The 19,373-nt window shown below is 73.7% G+C and carries 27 protein-coding genes; 7 read left to right on the forward strand and 20 right to left on the reverse strand.

Annotation, left to right across the window (positions count from 1 at the left end; genetic code table 11):
- Window positions 1-68 precede the first annotated feature (68 nt).
- Window positions 69-836, forward strand: a complete 768-nt coding sequence (locus DQ244_RS04300) for a MerR family transcriptional regulator (RefSeq protein WP_158544460.1) — start codon at window positions 69-71, stop codon at window positions 834-836.
- Here DQ244_RS04300 and DQ244_RS04305 read toward each other — a convergent pair.
- On the reverse strand, window positions 814-1,032 hold the full coding sequence (locus tag DQ244_RS04305; protein ID WP_113810165.1) for a hypothetical protein: 219 nt from the start codon (window positions 1,030-1,032) through the stop codon (window positions 814-816). The two genes, DQ244_RS04300 and DQ244_RS04305, sit on opposite strands and share 23 nt — an antisense overlap.
- Window positions 1,033-1,077: 45 nt before the next feature.
- Complete coding sequence (locus tag DQ244_RS04310) at window positions 1,078-2,007, reverse strand: siderophore-interacting protein (protein ID WP_113810166.1); 930 nt, start codon at window positions 2,005-2,007, stop codon at window positions 1,078-1,080.
- A 135-nt stretch (window positions 2,008-2,142) separates the two neighbouring features.
- Here DQ244_RS04310 and DQ244_RS04315 point away from each other — a divergent pair, with 135 nt between their 5' ends.
- Window positions 2,143-3,096, forward strand: a complete 954-nt coding sequence (locus DQ244_RS04315; protein WP_113810167.1) for an ABC transporter substrate-binding protein — start codon at window positions 2,143-2,145, stop codon at window positions 3,094-3,096.
- Between the two features lie 69 nt (window positions 3,097-3,165).
- On the opposite strand, the gene bfr is transcribed toward DQ244_RS04315, so the two are convergent.
- From bfr to DQ244_RS04330, 3 genes are all read right to left on the reverse strand, one after another.
- A complete protein-coding gene (bfr, locus tag DQ244_RS04320; protein ID WP_113810168.1) occupies window positions 3,166-3,651 on the reverse strand; it encodes a bacterioferritin in 486 nt (161 codons plus the stop codon).
- A complete protein-coding gene (locus DQ244_RS04325) occupies window positions 3,638-3,868 on the reverse strand; it encodes a bacterioferritin-associated ferredoxin (RefSeq protein WP_113810169.1) in 231 nt (76 codons plus the stop codon). The genes bfr and DQ244_RS04325 overlap by 14 nt, the downstream gene beginning before the upstream one ends.
- Before the next feature lie 119 nt (window positions 3,869-3,987).
- Complete coding sequence (locus tag DQ244_RS04330; protein ID WP_199580160.1) at window positions 3,988-5,055, reverse strand: response regulator; 1,068 nt, start codon at window positions 5,053-5,055, stop codon at window positions 3,988-3,990.
- A 251-nt stretch (window positions 5,056-5,306) separates the two neighbouring features.
- Here DQ244_RS04330 and DQ244_RS04335 point away from each other — a divergent pair, with 251 nt between their 5' ends.
- On the forward strand, window positions 5,307-6,014 hold the full coding sequence (locus DQ244_RS04335; RefSeq protein ID WP_113810170.1) for a response regulator transcription factor: 708 nt from the start codon (window positions 5,307-5,309) through the stop codon (window positions 6,012-6,014).
- 73 nt (window positions 6,015-6,087) lie between these two features.
- Here the strand turns inward: DQ244_RS04335 and DQ244_RS04340 are convergent, their stop codons facing one another.
- The 14 genes from DQ244_RS04340 to DQ244_RS04405 all read right to left on the reverse strand — a co-directional run bounded on the left by DQ244_RS04340 (window position 6,088) and on the right by DQ244_RS04405 (window position 16,680).
- Window positions 6,088-6,513 (reverse strand): Hpt domain-containing protein, encoded by a 426-nt coding sequence (locus tag DQ244_RS04340; protein WP_147251465.1) that lies wholly within the window; start codon window positions 6,511-6,513, stop codon window positions 6,088-6,090.
- Window positions 6,507-7,106 (reverse strand): hypothetical protein, encoded by a 600-nt coding sequence (locus tag DQ244_RS04345; RefSeq protein WP_113810172.1) that lies wholly within the window; start codon window positions 7,104-7,106, stop codon window positions 6,507-6,509. Before DQ244_RS04345 ends, DQ244_RS04340 begins: the two co-directional genes overlap by 7 nt.
- Before the next feature lie 37 nt (window positions 7,107-7,143).
- Complete coding sequence (locus DQ244_RS20120) at window positions 7,144-7,746, reverse strand: TasA family protein (protein ID WP_113810173.1); 603 nt, start codon at window positions 7,744-7,746, stop codon at window positions 7,144-7,146.
- 168 nt (window positions 7,747-7,914) lie between these two features.
- Complete coding sequence (locus tag DQ244_RS04355; protein ID WP_113810174.1) at window positions 7,915-8,340, reverse strand: Hpt domain-containing protein; 426 nt, start codon at window positions 8,338-8,340, stop codon at window positions 7,915-7,917.
- Window positions 8,334-8,822: a hypothetical protein gene (locus DQ244_RS04360; protein WP_113810175.1), complete on the reverse strand. Its 489-nt coding sequence runs from the start codon at window positions 8,820-8,822 to the stop codon at window positions 8,334-8,336. Before DQ244_RS04360 ends, DQ244_RS04355 begins: the two co-directional genes overlap by 7 nt.
- Window positions 8,819-9,463, reverse strand: coding sequence for a signal peptidase I (locus DQ244_RS04365; protein ID WP_199580162.1), 645 nt, complete (start codon window positions 9,461-9,463; stop codon window positions 8,819-8,821). The genes DQ244_RS04360 and DQ244_RS04365 overlap by 4 nt, the downstream gene beginning before the upstream one ends.
- 32 nt (window positions 9,464-9,495) lie before the next feature.
- A complete protein-coding gene (locus DQ244_RS04370) occupies window positions 9,496-10,098 on the reverse strand; it encodes a TasA family protein (protein ID WP_113810176.1) in 603 nt (200 codons plus the stop codon).
- Window positions 10,099-10,259: 161 nt separating this feature from the next.
- A complete protein-coding gene (locus tag DQ244_RS04375; protein ID WP_113810177.1) occupies window positions 10,260-12,038 on the reverse strand; it encodes a cell wall metabolism sensor histidine kinase WalK in 1,779 nt (592 codons plus the stop codon).
- Complete coding sequence (locus DQ244_RS04380) at window positions 12,035-12,451, reverse strand: response regulator (RefSeq protein WP_199580164.1); 417 nt, start codon at window positions 12,449-12,451, stop codon at window positions 12,035-12,037. The genes DQ244_RS04375 and DQ244_RS04380 overlap by 4 nt, the downstream gene beginning before the upstream one ends.
- 208 nt (window positions 12,452-12,659) lie before the next feature.
- Window positions 12,660-13,325: a DUF3618 domain-containing protein gene (locus DQ244_RS04385; protein ID WP_113810178.1), complete on the reverse strand. Its 666-nt coding sequence runs from the start codon at window positions 13,323-13,325 to the stop codon at window positions 12,660-12,662.
- 41 nt (window positions 13,326-13,366) lie between these two features.
- Window positions 13,367-13,885 (reverse strand): phage holin family protein, encoded by a 519-nt coding sequence (locus DQ244_RS04390; RefSeq protein WP_113810179.1) that lies wholly within the window; start codon window positions 13,883-13,885, stop codon window positions 13,367-13,369.
- Between the two features lies 1 nt (window position 13,886).
- Entirely contained in the window at window positions 13,887-14,678 is a 792-nt protein-coding gene (locus DQ244_RS04395; protein ID WP_113810180.1) for a hypothetical protein, read from the reverse strand.
- A gap of 296 nt (window positions 14,679-14,974) precedes the next feature.
- The gene (locus DQ244_RS04400; RefSeq protein ID WP_233491162.1) at window positions 14,975-15,763 is read right to left on the reverse strand and encodes an enoyl-CoA hydratase/isomerase family protein; all 789 of its coding nucleotides are present in this window, start codon (window positions 15,761-15,763) and stop codon (window positions 14,975-14,977) included.
- Window positions 15,760-16,680 carry a neutral zinc metallopeptidase gene (locus tag DQ244_RS04405; RefSeq protein WP_113810181.1) on the reverse strand — a complete coding sequence of 307 codons (921 nt, stop codon included), beginning with the start codon at window positions 16,678-16,680 and terminating at the stop codon, window positions 15,760-15,762. The genes DQ244_RS04400 and DQ244_RS04405 overlap by 4 nt, the downstream gene beginning before the upstream one ends.
- Window positions 16,681-16,790: 110 nt before the next feature.
- Here DQ244_RS04405 and DQ244_RS04410 point away from each other — a divergent pair, with 110 nt between their 5' ends.
- Complete coding sequence (locus DQ244_RS04410) at window positions 16,791-17,237, forward strand: nitroreductase family deazaflavin-dependent oxidoreductase (protein WP_113810182.1); 447 nt, start codon at window positions 16,791-16,793, stop codon at window positions 17,235-17,237.
- 4 nt (window positions 17,238-17,241) lie between these two features.
- Here DQ244_RS04410 and DQ244_RS04415 read toward each other — a convergent pair whose 3' ends face one another.
- A complete protein-coding gene (locus DQ244_RS04415) occupies window positions 17,242-18,300 on the reverse strand; it encodes a winged helix DNA-binding domain-containing protein (protein WP_113810183.1) in 1,059 nt (352 codons plus the stop codon).
- A 65-nt stretch (window positions 18,301-18,365) separates the two neighbouring features.
- Between DQ244_RS04415 and DQ244_RS20055 the strand changes: the two genes are divergently transcribed.
- The 3 genes from DQ244_RS20055 to DQ244_RS04425 all read left to right on the forward strand — a co-directional run bounded on the left by DQ244_RS20055 (window position 18,366) and on the right by DQ244_RS04425 (window position 19,353).
- A complete protein-coding gene (locus DQ244_RS20055; RefSeq protein WP_255411588.1) occupies window positions 18,366-18,491 on the forward strand; it encodes a hypothetical protein in 126 nt (41 codons plus the stop codon).
- Window positions 18,492-18,500: 9 nt separating this feature from the next.
- Window positions 18,501-18,932 carry a DUF1801 domain-containing protein gene (locus tag DQ244_RS04420; protein ID WP_113810184.1) on the forward strand — a complete coding sequence of 144 codons (432 nt, stop codon included), beginning with the start codon at window positions 18,501-18,503 and terminating at the stop codon, window positions 18,930-18,932.
- Between the two features lie 115 nt (window positions 18,933-19,047).
- Window positions 19,048-19,353, forward strand: a complete 306-nt coding sequence (locus DQ244_RS04425; RefSeq protein WP_113810185.1) for a three-helix bundle dimerization domain-containing protein — start codon at window positions 19,048-19,050, stop codon at window positions 19,351-19,353.
- Window positions 19,354-19,373 lie beyond the last annotated feature (20 nt).

Raw genomic sequence — 19,373 nt, forward strand, 5'->3', positions numbered from 1 at the left:
GGTGACATCGACAACTGATACATAGAACGAGCGGCTTACCGTGGGGTCACGACGGGAAGGAGGTGGCGGTGAGCACAGCACAGGTCGACCCGGTCGGCGAGTCGCCCGAGCACGACCTGACGGTGGACGAGCTGGCGGCCCGGGTGGGGGTCACCGTGCGCAACGTCCGCGCCTACTCCGCGCGGGGGCTGCTGCCGCCGCCGCGGATGGTGGGCCGCACCGGCTACTACGGCCGGGAGCACGTCGCCCGGCTGCTCCTGGTCCGCGAGATGCTGGCCGAGGGCTACTCCCTGGCCATGATCGAGCGGACCCTCTCCAGCGCACCACCCACGGCGAGCTCGGCGACCCTGGCGCTGCACCGCGCGCTGCTGGCGCCCTGGCTGCCGCCGGAGCCGGAGATCACCACCGGGGCCGAGCTCGCCGCGCGCGCCGGGGTCCCCGAGCAGCCCGAGGTGGTCGACCAGCTGGTCGAGCTGGGTCTGGTGGAGCGGCTGGGCGACGGCCGCTTGCGGGTGCTGGACCCCGCGCTGCTGATGGCCGGGCTGCAGGTCGTGGGCCTGGGCGTGCCGCCCGCCGCGCTCATCGCCGCCCAGACGCAGGTCAACCAGCACGTGGCCGCGATCGCACGCACCTACGTGCAGATGTTCGTGGACACCGGCTGGCGCGCGTTCGTCGACGCCGGGGCGCCGCGCGAGGGGCTCGAGGAGATCCTGGCGACGGTCACCCGGCTGCAGCCGGTCGCGGCGCAAGCCGTGCTCGCGGCCTTCCGCACGGAGATGGCCACCGAGGTGGCGGCAGCGGTCGAGGCGGCGCTCAGTCAGCTCGAGGCGGAGTAGCCGTGCCGTCCTCGGGCAGCGACTCGCGGGCCAGCCCCTCCCGGGTGGCCTCCGCGGCGGACTCGCGGGCGGTGAGCCGGCGGTCGCGGACGACCGCGCCGGCCACCAGTGCGACCAGGATCGCGGCGGGCACGAAGAAGCCGACGGTCCCGATGATGCTCAGGCCGTCCATGGCGAGCACGTCGTAGTCAGGCATCCCTCCATGTGACACCGGTCGATGACAGGGTGTCAAACGGAAGGGTCAGTCGCTGTCCCGGCCCTCGCGCCAGTAACCCATGAACGCCACCGAGCGGCGGTCCACGCCGACGTCGCGCACCAGGTGCCGGCGCAGGCCCTTGACCACACCCGCCTCGCCGGCGAGCCACGCGTAGACGCCCGAGGAGCCGCGGCCGGGGGCGGCATCGGGCACCTCCCAGAGGATCTCGGCGTCCACGTCGACCTCGGCGAGCTCAGCGGTGGGGGAGGGGGCCAGTCGCTCGCCGAGCTCGCGCACGGTGGCGACGACGGCGGCGGTCAGGAGCTGCCCTCTCGGGGCGCTGCCCGAGCCGGTCCGGCGGGGGAGCCAGCTGATCTCGACGCCGCGGGGAGCGGCCACGTTGAGCGCGTCGCCCGCCGTGGGCACCTCGAGGAGCACCCGGGCGTGCCGGCCCTCGGGCAGGCTCTCGACGATCGCGCAGATGGCGGGGACCGCGGTCTCGTCGCCGGCGATCAGCAGGCAGGACGCGTCGGCCGGCGGGTGCCACTCGTAGCCGCCCGTGGGCCCGGGGAAGCGGGCGTTCGGGCCGACGAGGACGACCTCGTCGCCGGCGGCGGCGGACTCGGCCCAGGCCGACGCCGGGCCGGTGGCGCCGTGCAGCACGAAGTCGACGTCGACCTCGAGCAGCTCGGGGCGGGCCGCCCGCACCGTGTAGGTGCGGATGGGCATCTGTCGCTCCGGCGGCAGGGCCCGCCACTCGCCGTACCAGTCGTCGCCGGCCGGGCAGTCGACGACGCCGCGGCCGGGCAGCGGGAGCATCACCTTGATCCGCTGGTCCCAGCCGTTGGAGGCGAAGACGTCCAGCTCCGGGCCGGTGAACGTGACTCGTAGAAAGCTCTCGCCGAGGCGCTGCACCCGCGCCACCTGCACCGGGAAGGTGCGGTACGCGGGGACCTGCGCGGTCTCGACGGTCATATCGGCTCCCCGGGAAGCAGGTGCAGACCGTCTTTCGACTTAGGCTAGCCTCACCTGGCTTCCGGCAGTCTTGCACACCGCCGCGATCGAGACCAGGGCCCCGCCCGACGGGGTCTCCAGGACAGAGGAGAACGAATGACCACACGCACGCTGCGCACGGCCGCACTGGGCCTCGCGACCGCTCTCGCGCTGACCGCCTGCGGGAGCGGAGCGGCATCCGAGGAACCCGCCGAGGGGTCGGCCGCCGCGGAGGAGGGCTTCCCCCGCACCGTCGAGCACGCCATGGGCAGCACGGAGATCCCGGAGCGCCCGGAGCGGGTCGTCGTCCTGGACACCGGGGAGCTGGACTCCGTGCTCTCGCTCGGGGTCACCCCGGTCGGCGCCGTCACCACCGCCGTCTCCGACGGCTTCCTCAGCTACCTCGCCGAGGACGCCGAGGACGTCGAGGTCGTGGGCACCATCGCCGAGCCCGACCTCGAGGCGATCGCCGCGCTGGAGCCGGACCTGATCCTGTCGAACAAGGTGCGGCACGAGGACATCTACGAGCAGCTCGCGCAGATCGCGCCCACGGTCTTCGCCGAGAAGGTCGGCGCGGTGTGGAAGGAGAACCTGCTGCTCGACGCCGAGGCGCTCGGCCTGGAGGACGAGGCGCAGGCCGCGCTGGAGGAGTACGAGGCCGACGCCGCCGCGCTCGGCGAGGACCTGGGCGACCCTGCCGGGACGACGGTCGGCGCCCTGCGGTTCGTCGAGGGCACCATCCGCGTCTACACGGGGCAGTCGTTCATCGGCACGGTGCTGGCCGACATCGGTCTGGACCAGCTGGAGCTGCCCACCGGTGAGACCCCGACCTTCGCGGAGCTCTCCGCCGAGCAGCTGACGCAGGCCGACGCCGATCTCGTCCTGTACTCCTCCTACGGCCCGGCGACGGACTCCGGGGAGCAGGCGGTCGTGGCCGGCCCGCTCTGGCCGCGGCTGACCGCGGTGGCCGAAGAGCGCGCCTACGCCGTCGAGGACGACGTCTTCTACACCGGGATCGGCCTGCGCGCGGCGACCCTGCAGCTGGAGCAGCTGCGCGACCTGGCGCTGTAGGCCCCGCCCGACGACGAGGGCCCTCTCCCGGGATCGGGAGAGGGCCCTCGTGGCGTTCGGGCGGAACGATCAGGCGGGCGTCTCGGTGGAGATCTGCGCGGCCAGGTACTGCGGCGCACCGACCCGCTCGATGGCGGCGAGCTGGGCCTCGAACCAGTCGGCGTGCTTCTCCTCGTCGAGCACCATCTCCTCGAAGACCGAGGCGGTGCCGTGGTCACCGAGCTCGTGGCACTCCTTGGCCGAGGCGTTGAACTGCGCGACGGCGGCCTTCTCGCTGTCGAGGGCCAGGAGGAGCATCTCCTCGGCGGTCTCGCCGATCCGGATCGCGCCGAGGCGCTGCAGGTTCGGGTGGCCGTCGAAGAGCAGGACGCGCTGGATCAGGGCGTCGGCGTCGCGCATCTCGTCGATGGAGAGGTCGTAGAAGACCTTGCCGAGCTTCGGCAGCCCCCACGCGTCGAGCATGCGCGCGTTGAGGAAGTACGTGTTGGTGACGGTGAGCTCGAAAGTCAACGCGTCGTTGAGCAGTTCGACCACACGGGGGCTAACGGGCTGCACCAGCGACTCCCAGTTCTCGCTCCGCCGGGCGCTCGGTCGTGCGCTCGGCGCGGACCGGGCAATGCTTGCACACCAGCTCGCGCATGGAGTCGACGCAGTTGCCGCACGTGCGGCCGGCGCCGGTGACGCGGGCGACGTCGGCGATGCACCGGGCACCGTTGGCGATGGCCTCGAGGATGTCGCGGTCGGTCACCACGCTGCAGTGGCACACGTACATGGAGCGGTCGCCTCACGTCCGGGGCAGGGGTCGCGCTGCTCCGGCGCGCAGGCCGGGCAACCCGCGCAGGTTAGCCTGGCCTAACCGGATCGCGCCAGGTGTCCTGGTCAGCGAGGTGGTCAGATGCCGAAGGGCTCCGTGGAGGTGGCCGGCCGGAAGGCGGAGCCGCTGACGGCGCCGACGACGCCGCCGCCGTCCCGGAGGACCTCGAGGGGCTCGACGAAGCGGCCGCTGCTGCCGTAGCGGGACCAGTAGCGCGCGGTGGCCAGGACGAAGTCGTCCTCGAGGTAGGCGCGGATCCCGGCCTGCGAGCGGAACCGGGCGAGGAGCTCGAGCTTGGTGCGGGTGAAACCGTCGATGTCCACGAAGCGCGTCGGCCGGAAGTCGATCGTGGCCGAGGGGCTCTGGAAGCAGGCGACGGTGGGCACCGACCGGGTGGCCACGCTCGCCGCCTGGTGCACGGCCCGGTGGTCCTGGTGCCGGTCGTTGGCCGAGTGCGTGTAGACGATGGTGGGGCGCACCTCGGCCACCACGCGCTCGATGATCGACATGGTCGGGTCCGCCGGGCTGATCCGGGTGTCCTCGAGGTCCTCCAGGAAGAGCCGGGCGCCGATGAGCTCGGCTGCGGCCAGCGACTCGTCCACCCGGGCGGCGGTGTCCCCGCCGCGGGCGCCGCGGGAGAGCGTGAGGATGACGACCTGGTCGCCTGCGGAGCGGTGGGCGGCCAGCGTGCCGCCGACGCCGATCTCGACGTCGTCGGGGTGCGCGCCGACGGCCAGCACCGTCTGCCGCTGCCGAGCGGCGGCACGCCTGGCCGCGGCGGTCTCCGCCTGCCGGCGGATCGTCGCGGCGAGGGTGTCCTTGGGAACCGGTTTCACGAGGAAGTCGTCGGCCTGCCGGCGCAGCGCGTCCACGGCGTAGTCGACCGACGCGTGCGCGGTCATCACCGTGACCGGCAGGTCCGGGCGGACCTGGCGCAGCCGGTCGAGGAACTCCAGCCCGGTCATGCCGGGCATCTCGATGTCGGTGATCGCGGCGTCGAACTCCACGCGGCCGATCAGGGTGAGCGCCTCGAGCGGGTCCGCGCAGGTGGTCACGGTCATGCCGCCGCGCTCGAGCACGGTGCGCACGAAGAGCGCGGTGTCGGCGTCGTCGTCGACGACGAGCACGTGCAGTGCACCGTCCACGGTTCCGGCTCCCTCGGTCGGGTCCCCGGGTTCGGGCCGGGAGAGGACGCGGTGTCCCCGCACTCATGACGGCGGCAGCGGCTCCCGCCATGAGCCGCGCCCCCCTTTCTCACCCGTCGGGGTGGGGTGCCGGTGCCCCGGTGACCGCCAGGGGCTCAAGCAGCGCTCCTCCGGTGCCGATCACCCGGTCAGGTGACAGGAGGCCGACCGGCCGCCGCACCGGTGGCAGCCCTGCGTGAGGAGGAGACGTCGTGCCCGAACAGTCCGTGCTCGTGGTCGAGGACACCGAGGAGATCCGCGAACTCGTGGTGACCGTCCTCGAGCGGGCAGGCTTCGACGTGCGTGCCGTGGGCACCGGCGCCGCGGCGTTGGAGGAGGTGCGGCGGGACGCGCCGGACCTCATCGTGCTCGACCTCGGGCTCCCCGACGCCGACGGCACCGAGATCTGCCGGCAGATCCGCGCCGAGACCGCGTGCTACGTCCTGATGCTCACCGCCCGCGCCGAGGAGGTCGACCTCCTGATAGGCCTGGCCGTGGGCGCCGACGGCTACATGGCCAAGCCGTTCTCGCCGCGCGAGCTCGCCGCCCGCGTGCAGGCGATGCTCCGGTTCCCCCGTAGCGCCGCCCCGGTCGCCTCGGCCGCGGAGGAGGTGGCGGACTCGGTCCGCCGGCTCGCCGAGCTCGAGGTGGACGAGGACAGCCGGGAGGTCCGGGTCGACGGCGACATCGTCGACCTGACCCGCACCGAGTTCGACCTGCTGGCCGCGCTGGCCTCCCGGCCCGGCCGGGTGCTGCAGCGCGAGACGCTGCTGCGCGAGGTCTGGCAGACCGACTGGGAGGGCAACCTGCGGCTGGTGGAGGCGCACATGTCCAACCTGCGCCGCAAGCTGGTCGCGGCCGGCCTGAACTCGCCCGAGATCAAGACCGTCCGGGGAGTGGGCTACCGCCTGGTCGCCTGACCGCGGACCCCGTCCTCCCCGGACGGGGCCGGAACGACGGAGGACCCCCGCCTCGGCGGGGGTCCTCCGTCGTTCAGGCGCCGGTGAGGGCGTGCAGCTCCTGGATGCGGGAGTGGGCGAGGACCCCGCGGCGGGCGTCGGCGGCGATGGCGCGGCAGACGGAGGCGACCTCGGGGTGGCCCAGCTGGCCGCTGGTGCCGGCCAGGGTGTTGGCCGCGGAGGCGACCGCGCGGGCGTCGCCGGCTCCGGTGGAGGTCTGGATGGCGGAGAGCCGCTCGGGCAGGGCGGTGCGGTAGATCTGCTGCAGGCGGTCCATGAGGTCGGCGTCGAGGTCGTCCTCGTCGTCTGCGGTGGGGGGTTCTGCCTGCGCGGTCGGCCCCGTGGTCCGGCCGCGCAGGAAGTCCAGGAGGGTGCCGGGGACGACGGCGGCGGAGAGCGGCGCGGGGCGCTCGTCGGCCGGGTCCTCGACGGTGTCGGAGGAGTGCACGAGGGTCAGCACGTCAGCACCCGCGTCCGCGCCGAGTCCGCCGTCCACCGGTAGGTGGTCTGCGTCGACACGAGGAGCTTCGGCTGGTAGCCGAGGACGTCGGCGTCCTGCGTCTGGGTGACCGTCGTCGTGGCGGCGCCGGTGCTCATCACCGGGGTGATCGATCCGTCGCCGAGCTGGGCCGAGACGACGTACCCGTTGACGCCGCGCGACGTGCTGCCGGTCCAGCTCAGCGTGACGCGCAGGTCGGTGTTCTTCGTGACCGTGGTGGTCGTCGTCTCGTTCGGCCTCGGGCCGGGCTCGGTCGTCGTCGTGGTCCCCTGGACGTTGCTCGAGCTGGGGGCCGTCGTCGTCGTCGAGCTGTAGGCGGTGGTGGTCGTCGCACCGGTGCCGGGGTTCCGGTACACGGTGTGCTTGACGGTCGTCGTCGTGGTGGTGCACGAGTCGTCGAGCGTCAGCCCCGTGGGAGGCGCGACGGTGTAGGTGCTCAGGGTCGAGCTGACCGACGCCGCGTCGGAGAAGGCGGCCGACGCGGTCAGCGCGCTTCCGAGGACCACGGCGAGGGTCGTTCCGATCAGGGTCATCGTGCGCCGGATGGCGGTCATGTCTTCACCTCCTCGTCTTCTGCCGTCGGACCGGGGGTCAGCGGGCCGAGCCGGTCTGCTGCGTGCCGGTGAAGACGAGGCTGAGCGCGGCGGACTTGCCCTGGAAGGTGTTGTCGGCGGTGGTGGGGAGGGTGACGGTGTAGGCGATGTGGTCGGTGGCGCCGGCGGTGAGGGAGGCGGCGCCGGCGAGGTTGATGGGGCTGGTGACCGGGCCGGAGCCGAAGGTCTTCTCGCCGCTGGCGCAGGTGAAGGTGTTGCCGGTCTGGGTCCAGGCGATGGCGCAGGACTTGACGGCGAGCTGCAGGCCGTTGACGGCGTCGGTGGTCAGCACGCTGGGGGCGGCGGCGGTGGCGGCGAGGGAGACGTTGCCGAGGGCGAGGTTGCCGTCGTTGACCAGGGTGATGGCCCGGGTGATGGTGTCGCCGGGGACCAGGCCCGAGACCGCCAGGGGGAGGGTGCCCTGCGAGGTGGCGTTGATGGACAGGGTGCCGGTGTTCAGGGTGGTGTTCACCGGGGTGGTGCTGTCGGTGAAGGTTCCGAAGGTGCCCAGGCCGGCGACGGCGGCAGCGGCGCCGATGACGCCGAGGGAGCCGACGACCTTGCGGGCGGTGGTGCTGGTGGCGAGGCCGTTCTTGCTCATGTCCGTGTCTCCTGGGTCCGTGTGGTGCCACCGGCGTTCCGGTGACACCAAGGACTCTGGAGGGCCAACCGCAGGCCACCCGCCAGCGATCCGCAAGGAATCCGCAAGAAGACGTCGCCTTTCCCGCGGGTCTGCGGTCCCGGGGGTCCGCGTGGGTTCGCGGGTGGCTCAGGCGCCGATGAGGGCGTGCAGCTCCTGAACGCGGGAGTGGGCGAGGACCCCGCGGCGGGCGTCGGCGGCGATGGCGCGGCAGACGGAGGCGACCTCGGGGTGGCCCAGCTGGCCGCTGGTCCCGGCCAGGGTGTTGGCCGCGGAGGCGACCGCGCGGGCGTCGCCGGCTCCGGTGGAGGTCTCGATGGCGGAGAGCCGCTCGGGCAGGGCGGTGCGGTACATCTGCTGCAGGCGGTCCATGAGGTCGGCGTCGAGGTCGTCCTCGTCGTCTGCGGCGGGGAGTTCTGCCTGCGCGGTCGGCCCCGTGGTCCGGCCGCGCAGGAAGTCCAGGAGGGTGCCGGGGACGACGGCGGCGGAGAGCGGCGCGGGGCGCTCGTCGGCCGGGTCCTCGACGGTGTCGGAGGAGTGCACGAGGGTCAGCACGTGAGCACCGCCGACCGGGGGCTCTCCGTCGTCCAGCCGTAGCTGGTGAGCGTGACGATCGAGACCCGGGGCTGGTAGTTCAGGTAGGCCCGGTCGACCCGCTGGCTCATGGTCCGGGTGGCGGCGTCGGTCTCGCCCAGGCTGACCGAGGTGCCGTTGTTCAGGTGGGCCATCACGCGGTACCCGGTGACGCGGCCGGTCGCCGTGGTGGGAGTCGTGCTCGCCGACCAGGTGACGGTGGCGTCGTACCAGTAGTGCGTCTGGTAGACCGTCGTCCAGCCGTTCCAGTACGACGACGTGGTGGTTGTGCAGCGCCCCGTCGCCGAGACGGTGGCCGGGGCCGTGACGGTGATGGCGGTGACCGACGTCGGCACGGGCAGCTCGACCGTCTTGCTGAAGGTCGCCGACGCGGAGAGCGTCGCGGCGAGGACGGTGGCGATGCCGAGGGCGAGGACCACGAGAGCGCGGCGGACGGCGATCATGCCTGGTCCTCCTTCTCCGGGGCGGTGTCGTCGGTCGGGGTCGGGCGCCAGATGCTCAGGAGCACCCAGGCGGCCAGCAGCAGCGGGGCGCCGTAGAGCAGCACCTGGCTGACCACGGGCGTCCGGAGCGCCGTGACCAGGTGGCCCAGCTCGGGGACGACCGCGCGGACCTCGTAGGCGGTGTCGCCCTCGAGTCGTGCGGTCCAGGGGTCGATCGCCTCGTTGGCGTCACCCTTCGTCTGCACCAGGACGCTGCCGTCGGCAGCGTGCTCCACGGAGACGACGCGGTGGGTCACGAGGGCGCCGTCGTCGATGGGCATGTGGTACGTGATGACCATGCCCTCGGTGACGTCCGAGACGGCGATCGGGCTGGCGACGGTGATGTCGCCCGGCTCGATCTCGGGGGCCATGCTCGCGGTCAGCATGGTCATGGTGCGGTAGCCGAGCACGTGCGGTCCGACGGCCAGGAGAGCGAACACCAGGACGGCGACCACCATGACTCCGCGGACCAGCCACGGGGCCGTGCGGCCCATGATCTGGCGGGCCCGGTCGGCGCGGGCGCCGGCGGGAGAGCGCTCGTCCCCGGCCGGGGACAGCGCGTCGGCTGTCCCCGGGCGACGGACGGGGTGGACGGTGGTCATGGCGTGGTCTCCGTTAGCTCGTCAGGCCGCGGTCAGCGGGCCGAGCCGGTCTGCTGCGTGCCGGTGAAGACGAGGCTGAGCGCAGCGGACTTGCCCTGGAAGGTGTTGTCGGCGGTGGTGGGGAGGGTGACCGTGTAGGCGATGTGGTCGGTGGCGCCGGCGGTGAGGGAGGCGGCGCCGGCGAGGTTGATGGGGCTGGTGACCGGGCCGGAGCCGAAGGTCTTCTCGCCGCTGGCGCAGGTGAAGGTGTTGCCGGTCTGGGTCCAGGCGACGGCGCAGGACTTGACGGCGAGCTGCAGGCCGTTGACGGCGTCGGTGGTCAGCACGCTGGGGGCGGCGGCGGTGGCGGCGAGGGAGACGTTGCCGAGGGCGAGGTTGCCGTCGTTGGTCAGGTTGATGGCCCGGGTGATGGTGTCGCCGGGGACGAGGTTCGAGACCGCCAGCGGCAGGGTGCCCTGCGAGGTGGCGTTGATGGACAGCGTGCCGGTGTTCAGGGTGGTGTTCACCGGGGAGGTGCTGTCGGTGAAGGTTCCGAAGGTGCCCAGGCCGGCGACGGCGGCGGCGGCGCCGATGACGCCGAGGGAGCCGACGACCTTGCGGGCGGTGGTGCTGGTGGCGATGCCGTTCTTGCTCATGTCCGTGTCTCCTGGGTCCGTGTGGGGCCACCGGGTTCCCGGTGACACCAAGGACTCTGGAGGGTCAACCGCAGGCCACCCGCCAGCGATCCGCAAGGAATCCGCAAGGAATCGGCGCGGAGTGCGCAGATCGGCCGAGTCGGTCGCCCGGAGGGCCACGGTCAGGCCGCCGGGTCCAGGGGCAGGGTCATCGTGAAGGTCGTGCCCTGCCCCTCCACGCTGACGAGGTCCAGCGTCCCGCCGTGGGCGGTGGTGATGGCCTTCGTGATGGTCAGCCCGAGGCCGACCCCCGGCACCGCGTTGCGCCGGGCCGTGGAGGAACGGAAGAAGCGGGTGAACAGCTGCCCCTGCTCGCCGGTGGGGATGCCCATGCCCGTGTCGGCGACCGAGAGGAGTGCCACGGGGACGGCGCCGGGACGTTCGTCGGCCACGACCTCGCCGTCCGCCGTCTGCCAGGACCGCCGCAGCGAGAGCCGCACCTGGCCGTCGCGCGGGGTGAACTTGACGGCGTTCGACACCAGGTTGTCGCACGCCTGCCCGAGCCGGACGGCGTCGCCGGAGACGACCAGGCCGTCGGCCGGCACGTCCAGGACGAGGTCCACGCCGGCGGTCGCCGCGGCCACCCGGGCGGTCTCCTCGGCGGCGCGGACCACGGCGGCGAGGTCCACGTCGGCCGGCTGCAGGGTGAAGCGGCCGCTCTCCACCTGGGCGGTGAACAGCAGGTCGCCGACCAGCCGCAGCAGCCGGTGCGCGTTGCGTTCGACCGTCGAGAGGTACCTGCGCTGGTCGTCGGTGAGCGGCTGCTCCTCGTCGTCCATGACCAGCTCGAGGTAGCCGAGGATCGAGCTCAGCGGGGTGCGCAGCTCGTGGCTGATGAGGCTCACGAACTGGTCCTTCATGCGCTCGGTCGCGCGCGTCTCGGTCATGTCGGTGCCGACGAAGTTCCAGCCGGCGTGCGCGCCGCGGTCGTCGGATCGCGGGGTGATGGCGACCGACACGGTGCGGTGGCTGCCGTCGGCGGCGACGTAGGTCCAGTCGCGCACGTCGCTGCCGTCGGTCCGGGCGGCGTGCACGAGCGCCTCCAGCGGCGACGGCGACCCGGTGCTCTCCGCCGCCGCGGCCAGCTCCTCGGGCTCGTGGAAGTCGAGGATGGACCGCTTCCGGACGACGTCGAGCCGCGGCAACCCGAGCATCCGCTCCGCGCCCGGGTTCCAGACGCGGATGGTGCCGTCCCGGTCGGTGCCGATGATCGACTGCTGGGTGACCGCGTCGATGACGCTGGTCATGGTCTGCGCGCGGGCGGCCAGGATGCGGGAGGCGGTGTCCAGCTCGTCGGCGCGGCTCCGCACCTGCTCGAGGAGGACGTCCTGCTCGCGCTGCAGGCGGGCTATCAGGTGCTCCTGGGCGCGGAGGCGACGCCCGCTCTCGTTCACCGCGATGCTGCCGACGGCGACGGCGAGGGGGCCCAGCAGCAGCGCGCCGGGCAGCGGGTGCGTCGCCCCGGACGCGGTGCCCACCAGGTCCGGCACGAGCAGGACCAGCGCCGTACCGCCGACGGCGACCGGGACGCCGGCGCGGGTCGGGTGCGAGGCGAGCAGCCACAGCGGGCCCAGGAGCAGGAGGAGCACGGTCGGCGACGCGGTGCCGGCGTGCAGCAGCGCGACGGCGAGCAGGTGCGCGACCGGGACGGCCATCGACCGGACACCGGGCCGCGAGCGGCGGGTCGCCCAGACGCCGACGGTGGCGGCGACCGCGATCGCGAGGCCGGCTCCGGCGAGCAGCGGGTCCACCACCGGCACCCGGCCGGTTCCGAGGACGCCGGCGGTGGCGGCGAGGACGACGGTGCAGGCGAGCGCGCCGCGGACGTCGGACCACCAGGGCGCCGGGGCGGCCGGGCCGAGGGGAGCGGCTGCGGGCCGGTCCAGGACGGCGAGGGTCATGCCGGCACCCCGGCGGTCAGCGACCGCACCTGGTGCACGAGGCCGGCGATGGTGAAGGGCTTGGCGAGGTAGGCGTCGGCACCGGCCGAGAGACCGCGGGCGACCTCGTCGGGCCAGGCGCCGGCGGAGAGCAGCAGGATGCGGATGCCGGCGGTGGCCGGGTCCTCCCGCAGGGCGGTGCAGACCTCCAGGCCGGTGGCCCCCGGCATGGACACGTCGAGGACGGCGAGGTCGGGGAGGTCGGTGGCCGCGGCGACGAGCGCCTGCGAGCCGTCGGCGACCGACCGGACCACGTCGCAGCCGGCCTTGCGCACGGCCAGGCACACGAGGTCGCGGATGTCGTCCTCGTCGTCGGCCACCAGCACCCGGAACCGGCCGGGCGAGGTGTCGGTGGCGGGCAGGGCCGAGTCCACGAGGGGCTCCCGTCGGTCGTGACCGGCGACCGCGGGGGCGGGCGCCGCCGTTGGCGTCGTCCTGGGGAGGAACGGCGGCCCGGGAGGTGCCCTGCAGCGGGGTCCGGGGGGTCTCACCCGTCGGGGGGAGGGCCCCCGGACAGCACTGCGCCCCGCCGGGAGATCCCGGCGGGGCGCAGGCGTACGACGCGGGTCAGCGACCCGCGGATCAGCTGGAGGCCTGGCTCTGCACGGTCTCCTTGGACTGCTGGGCCTGGCCCTGCACGTCCTGGGCCGCCGACTGGCCCTCCTGCTTGACGGTCTCGGCCGCACCCTGAGCGGTGGACTTGACCTCCTCCACCGCCTGCTGCGCGGCGGGCTTCAGCTGGTCGCCGATCTCCTGCGCGGCCTGCTTGGCCGGCTGGAGGAGGGCGTCCTTGTTCTCGCGGAGCGCGGACTCGGCCTGCTGGGCCAGCTCCTGCTCCTTCTGCGAGGCGGGCAGCAGGCTGGAGACCAGCCAGCCCACACCGAAGGCGATCAGACCCGCGGCGAGGGGGTTGCCCTGCGCCTGCCGGGTGATCGTCTCCGGAGCCTGCTGGACGGCGCCCATCGCGGACTGGGCGGCGTGCTGCACGCTGTCCGCCGCGTTGGAGGCCGTGCCCTGCACCGAGCCGGCCGCGTTGGAGGCCGTCCCGTGCATCGAGGACTTCGTGTCGTGGGCAGTGCCCATGACCTTGTCCTTGAGGTTGCTCACGCGGCCCTTGGCCGCGGTCACCCGACGGTCCATGACGCGGGACGGGTTGACCTTCTCGTTGAGGGCGTCGACGTCGTAGCTGAGCTCGCGCCGGGTGTCCTCGATCTGGCGCCGGATGACATCCGGGTCACTGCTGGTCATGTTCGGCTCCTGCCGTTCAAGAGACCTCAGCGGTCTGCTGGTCAGTTGGGCTTCAGGGCGCCGGGAACCTGCTGGAGGGTCTCGACGGTGCGCTCGGGCTTCGGGTTCACCTGCTGGAACTTCTTCTTGCCCATGAGGCCGGTCACCGCGGCGACGACGCCCCAGAGGATGGCGACGATGAGCGCGGCCAGGCCGGCGTCCATGACGTTCTCCAGCGCCCACCACAGGGCGAAGGACAGGAACATCAGGACCATGTAGCCGGCGAACGCTGCCGCACCGAACATCCCGGCGCCGGTACCGGCCTTCTTGGCCTCGGCCTTCAGCTCGACCTTGGCGAGCTCGAGCTCCTGCCGCATGAGGGTCGACATGTCCTTGGCGACCTCACCGATCAGGGCACCGACGGAGACGCCTTCGACGTCCGGGTGTCCCGAGTCGGTCATGGGGGTCCCCATGGCGCCGCTGTGGGACCCCTGGGAGTAGTCGGCCGCGTAGTTCTGCGTCGGCTCGGCGTATGCCTGCGGCGTTCCCGCCGGTGAGGCCCCGGAGTAGGGGGAGCTCATGTCAGCCCACCTCACCCGGGCGACGTGCCGGGTCGTCCCAGCCCGCGGGCGTGGTCGGCGGGACCATGCTGCCGGCCGGCGGCGTGGTGCCGTACGGCGGCGGGGGGAGCGGAGCGCCGGTGCCCGTGCCGACCCCGGTGCCGGTGGTGGCGCTGGAGTAGTCGGAGTACGTCGGCGCCGGGTCCACGTAGTTGGTCGGCGTGCTCCGGTAGGAGGTACCGCCACCGGTGGTGCCGGAGTCGCTGTGCGCGGCCTTGACGCCGCTGGTCAGCCGGCCGGCGAGCACGCCCGCGGCGGCCGCACCCAGCAGGAACAGGCCGGGCTTGCGACGGGCGAAGGCGCGGACCTCGTCGAGCAGTTCGGCCGGCTCGCGGTTCTGCAGCTTGTCGGCGAAGCCCTCGACGATGCCGGAGGCCTGGTGCAGCAGGTCGCGCGCGGGGCCGGGGGCCCCCTCGCTGGAGCCGTCGGCGAGGCCGCGGAGCTCCTGGGCGAGCGACGTCAGGCCGGAAGCGGCCTTCTGCTGCTGGCCGATGGTCTGCTCCTTGAGCTGGGACCGGCCCTGGTCGAGCAGGTCCTTGGCCTGGCGCTGGGTCTCGTCGACCACCGTCTTGGCCTGGTCGGCGGCGGTCGAGGCGACCTGGCTGCCGGCCTGGGCGGCGGTGTCCTTCACGTTCTGGGCCTCGCTCTTGGCGACGTCGGCCTTCGACGTGCCGGAGCCCGTCGTGCCGGCGGTCGTGGCGCCCGTATCGACGGGGGCCGGGGGCGGGAACGGGGTGTCGATGGAGTGAGTCATCGGTCCTCCTCGGCAATCTTCGTGGTCGGTGGAGGCGCTACCCCCGTGCCGTTGCGGCACACATCCGGCCGGTCGATCACCGGCCCGGACGGCCGCAGCGGCGACGGGATCAGCGCTGGGGGTCGCGCGGGGAAACTGGGTCGTCCACCCGGCGCATCCGTGCATCCCGGGGCGGGATCGGTGTCGCATGAGAAGGGCAGAGACGCGCGCTGCGCCGTCCTCCCGCCGCTCCGCAGAGCACCGTTCCTCGCGGAGGGGCGGATACCCGGGTCAGGGGGCGGACGAAACCGGGAAGATCAGTTCCGCCAGGGAAAGCGCGGCGCGCGGCGCTCGGAGAAGGCCTGCACGCCCTCGGCGAGCTCGCCCGCGGCGATGGTCTCGCGGTAGCGGGCGGCCGCGAGGGCCTCGCCGTCGTCTCCGACCGCGAGGGCGGCGAGGACCTCCTTGGTGGCCCGCTGGGTGAGCGCCGACCGCGAGGCCAGGACGTCGGCGAACCGGCGCACCTCGGTCTCGAGCTCCGCGTCCTCGACCAGCCGGTCGACCAGGCCGGTCCGGAGCGCCGCGTCGGCGTCCAGCAGCTCGCCGCTGTAGAGCAGGTACTTCGTCGTCGCCGGGCCGACCAGGTCCAGCAGGGCCTTCGTCGACGAGGGCGTGTAGACGATGCCGACCTTGGCCGGGGTGACGCCGAAGACCGCGGTGCGGTCGGCGAACCGCAGGTCGCAGCAGGTGGCCAGCTCGACCCCGCCACCGATGCAGTGGCCACGGACCATCGCGAGCGTCGGCTTCGGGAAGTCGCGCAGCGCGGCCTGCGCCGCCAGGTTGTGCCGGCGGACGTCGGCCATCGGGTCGGCCGGGTCCTCGCCGCGCAGCAGGTCGGTGATGTCGGCCCCGGCGCAGAAGCTCGGTCCCTCCCCGGTGACCACGAGGACCCGGACCCCGGGGTCGTCGGCCAGCGGGGCCAGCACCTCCGGCAGGGCCGCCCACATGCCGAGCGTCATGGCGTTGCGCTTGACCGGGCGGTCGATCGTCAGGGTGGCGACGGGGCCGTCGCGGGTCACGCGCAGGTGCTCGGCCACGTCCGTCACCCGAGGTCGTCGGTGGAGAAGGTGTCGCAGTCCCGCGGGTCGCCCGAGGCGTACCCCGTGCGGAACCAGCGCTGGCGCTGCTCGGAGGAGCCGTGCGTGAAGGCGTCCTGGTCCACGGTGCCGCCGCCCAGGTTCTCCTGGATGAAGTCGTCGCCGATGCGTGCCGCCGCGTCGAGGGCCCGGTTGATGTCGTCCTCGGTGATCTCGGCGATGAGCGGCTGCCCCGACTCGTCGGGGACGGTCTCGGCGTGGTTGGCCCAGGTGCCGGCGTAGCAGTCGGCCTGGAGCTCGAGCCGCACGGTGCCGCTGGTCGGCCCGGTCTCGCCGGGGCTCACCTGCCGGTTGGTCCCGAGGAGGTTCTGCACGTGGTGGCCGTACTCGTGGGCGATCACGTAGGCGTTGACGAACAGGCCGCCCTGCGCCCCGAACTGCTGCTGCAGCTGGTCGAAGAAGCTCAGGTCGATGTACACGAGCTGATCGGCGGGGCAGTAGAACGGGCCGGACCCGCTGGTGGCGCCACCGCAGCTGGTCTGCACCGACCCGGAGAAGAACACGGTGTCGGTGGGGACGTAGGCGTCGCCGAGCGCCTGCGACCAGAAGTCCTGGATCGACTCGATGTCGGCCACGACCGCGCAGTCCACCGACTCGTTGGCGTCGGCGCCGGTGCGGCAGTTCTCCGCCAGCTGCCCGTTGTCGGCGGTCTGCCCGCTCCCCAGCCCGCCGAGGCCGCCGAACCCGCTGCCCGAGCCGCCGTCGCCGCCGCCGCCCAGGACCTGGAAGAGCACGAGCACCAGGACGCCGACGAGACCGAGACCACCGCCGCCGACGGCGACACCGCGGCCGCCCCCGAACCCGCCGCGACCGCGTTGGTCGCGGACGTTGGACGTGTCGAGGCCGGCGCCCTCGTTGTACCGCATCCCGTGTGGTCCTCCCCGTCGATCGAGCCGAACGAACCGTGCCATCCGGCCGGAGCGTCCGCGACCCGGGTCGCCGTGCCGGGCCGCTCGCCCCCGCCTAGGTTCAGGCCATGCCATTGCAGGGGGAGTACGAGCCGAGCGCGGCGCAGTGGGTCCGCGAGCAGGTCGAGCGCTACGAGGCGACCGGGGGGCGGGAGGCGAACACCCTCCGCGACACCGGGTTGCCCGTCGTCATCGTGAGCACCCGCGGGGCGAAGAGCGGCAAGGTCCGCAAGCTGGGGCTGATGCGGGTCGAGCACGACGGCGTCTACGCGATGGTGGGCTCCCAGGGCGGGGCCCCGACCGACCCCGCGTGGGTCAGCAACCTCCGCACGCATCCCGACGAGGTGACCCTGGAGGACGGGCCCGAGCCGTGGGACGGCGTCGCGCGGGAGATCTCCGGCGAGGAGCGGGCGCTCTGGTGGGAGCGGTCGGTCGCCGCCTTCCCGGACTACGCCGCCTACCAGGAGAAGACCGAGCGGCAGATCCCCGTCTTCCTCTTCGAGCGGCGCGGCTGACCGGTCAGGGCAGGGCGGCCGCCAGCGCGGGCACGGCCGCGGCGAGGGCGGCGTCCTCGGTGAACAGGGCGGCCTTCGCGACGCGTCGGCGTCCGCTGCCGGTCCACCGCCACGTACCGCTCACCCGGCCGTCGAAAACGACGGTCGGGGCGAACATGCCGTTGCGCCCGGGGCAGATCCGCTCGGCGAACGCCGGGTCGAGGACCGCGGTCCGGTCGCCGTAGCCGAGCACGAACTCGTCGAAGCCCGGCAGCAACCGGACGGCCCGGGCCTCCGCGCGGTGCGCCGCGAGGAGCTCGGGCGTCGCCGGGTCGAGCAGGTGCTCGGTCCCGTCCACCTGCAGCCGCTCCAGCCGGTCGCCGGCCACGGCGAGCCCCGCGCGCACGTCGCGCACGGTGGTCCCGGCCCAGCGCACCAGGTCGGCGACGGTGGCCGGGCCGTGCCCGCGGAAGTACCGGAGCACGAGCTCGCCCAGTGCCTCGTCGCGGTCGAGCCGCCGGCGTGCGCGCACCCACTCCTCGAGCGGGACGAAGGTCTGCTCGCCCCCGTCGGTGGGGCCTAGGCACAGCGTGCCGGTCTGGGACAGGAACCAGAGCAGGTGGTACCCGCGCTGGCCGGTGGTGGCGACACCGCCGCCGTGGATGGCGGTCAGCAGGGCCGCGCGGGACAGCCGCCGGCCGCCGGAGAGCACCGCGACCACGATCTCGCGGGCCCGCTCGGCGTCGGCCCCGGTCAGCTCCAGGGCCGCGCGGCGCCTCTCGAGCCCCGCCAGCGCGCGCGGTCCCAGCAGGTCCAGCATCCAGGGCAGGTCCTCGGCCAGGAGCAGGTGCAGGGTGCCGCGCATCGGCCAGCTGCGCACCACCGTGCCGTCGTCCATCGCGGCGAGCACGTCGGCCCGGCGGTGCCCGGCGGTGCGCAGCGCCACGGACGTCACCGCGCCGGGGAGGTCCTGCCCCTGCACCGCGGCCAGGCCGCGGACCGCAGCCGCCGCGTCCGGGGCCGGGGGCCCGGCGAGCCCCTGCGCGACCAGACGCATGAGCGCGACGTCCTGCAGCGAGGTCATGACCGCACCCTGGCAGGCGCGTCCGACGGTCCTCCCAGGGCGCCGGCTGCACTAGCCTCCGCGTCGTGATGGGAATGGGTGGAGCCGGCGGTCGGGACGCGGAGCGGCGACGGCGGCTGGTTGCGGCGGTCATCGTGTTCGTGATGGTGCTGGCCGCGGGTGCGACGGTGCTCTCGATCGCCCTCGGCTGAGCAGGCCGCATGACCGACGACGACCCGGTGGAGTCCTGGTTCCGGGCGGCGGGACGGCGGGAGGACGACCTGCGGCGGATCGACGCGCTGGTACGGGCCGCCGCGCCCGATCTCGGCCGCGAGCTGGTCCCGGTGGGGTCGGGCACGATGCTCGGCTACGGGCTGCTGCCCTACCGCACCCGGTCGTCGTCGACGACCACGCGCTGGCCGCTGATCGCGCTGGCGGCGCAGAAGCGGCACCTGCCCCTCTACGTCTGCGCCGTCGAGGACGGGCACTACCTGCCCGAGGTCCGGGCGGACCGGCTGGGGACGGTGAGCTGCGGGCGCAGCTGCATCCGGTTCACGACCGCCGACCGGGTCGACGCCGGGGCGCTGGCCGAGCTCGTGCGGGACGCCGCCGAGGGCACGGCGCAGGGTCGCAACGAGTTCTTCGCCGGCTGAGCTCACCGCTCCCGGGCCTTTCGTCCCTGGTGCCGCGACCTGCGGAACGACATCGTGTGGAACCGCTGCGGCCCGGAAGGATCGCGGCCCGCCCCGGACGAGAGAAGGACCGCCCGTGACCCTGGTCGTCCCCCCGTTCCCCGGACCCGCCGCCGACGAGCCGGCCCGGCCCTCGGACGAGCTCGCCCCGGGCGGGCCGCACCGCACCTCGCCGTCCCCGCGCGACGGGGATCCCGGCGACGACGCCGTCACCGCCGCGGTCGGCCGGCTCAGCGGTGAGTTCTCCGGCCGCGTCGGTCCGCGGCGCGTGGTCCGGGTCGTGCGGGACTGCCGGCGTGAGCTGGGCGGGTCGCCCGTCGGCGCGCTGCCGGAGCTGGTCGAGCGGCTGGCGCGCTACCGGCTGGACCGGCAGATCGGCTGACCCGTCGAAAGCCGGTTGCC

Source organism: Blastococcus sp. TBT05-19 (assembly GCF_003319095.1).
Classification (GTDB): Bacteria; Actinomycetota; Actinomycetes; order Mycobacteriales; family Geodermatophilaceae; genus Blastococcus.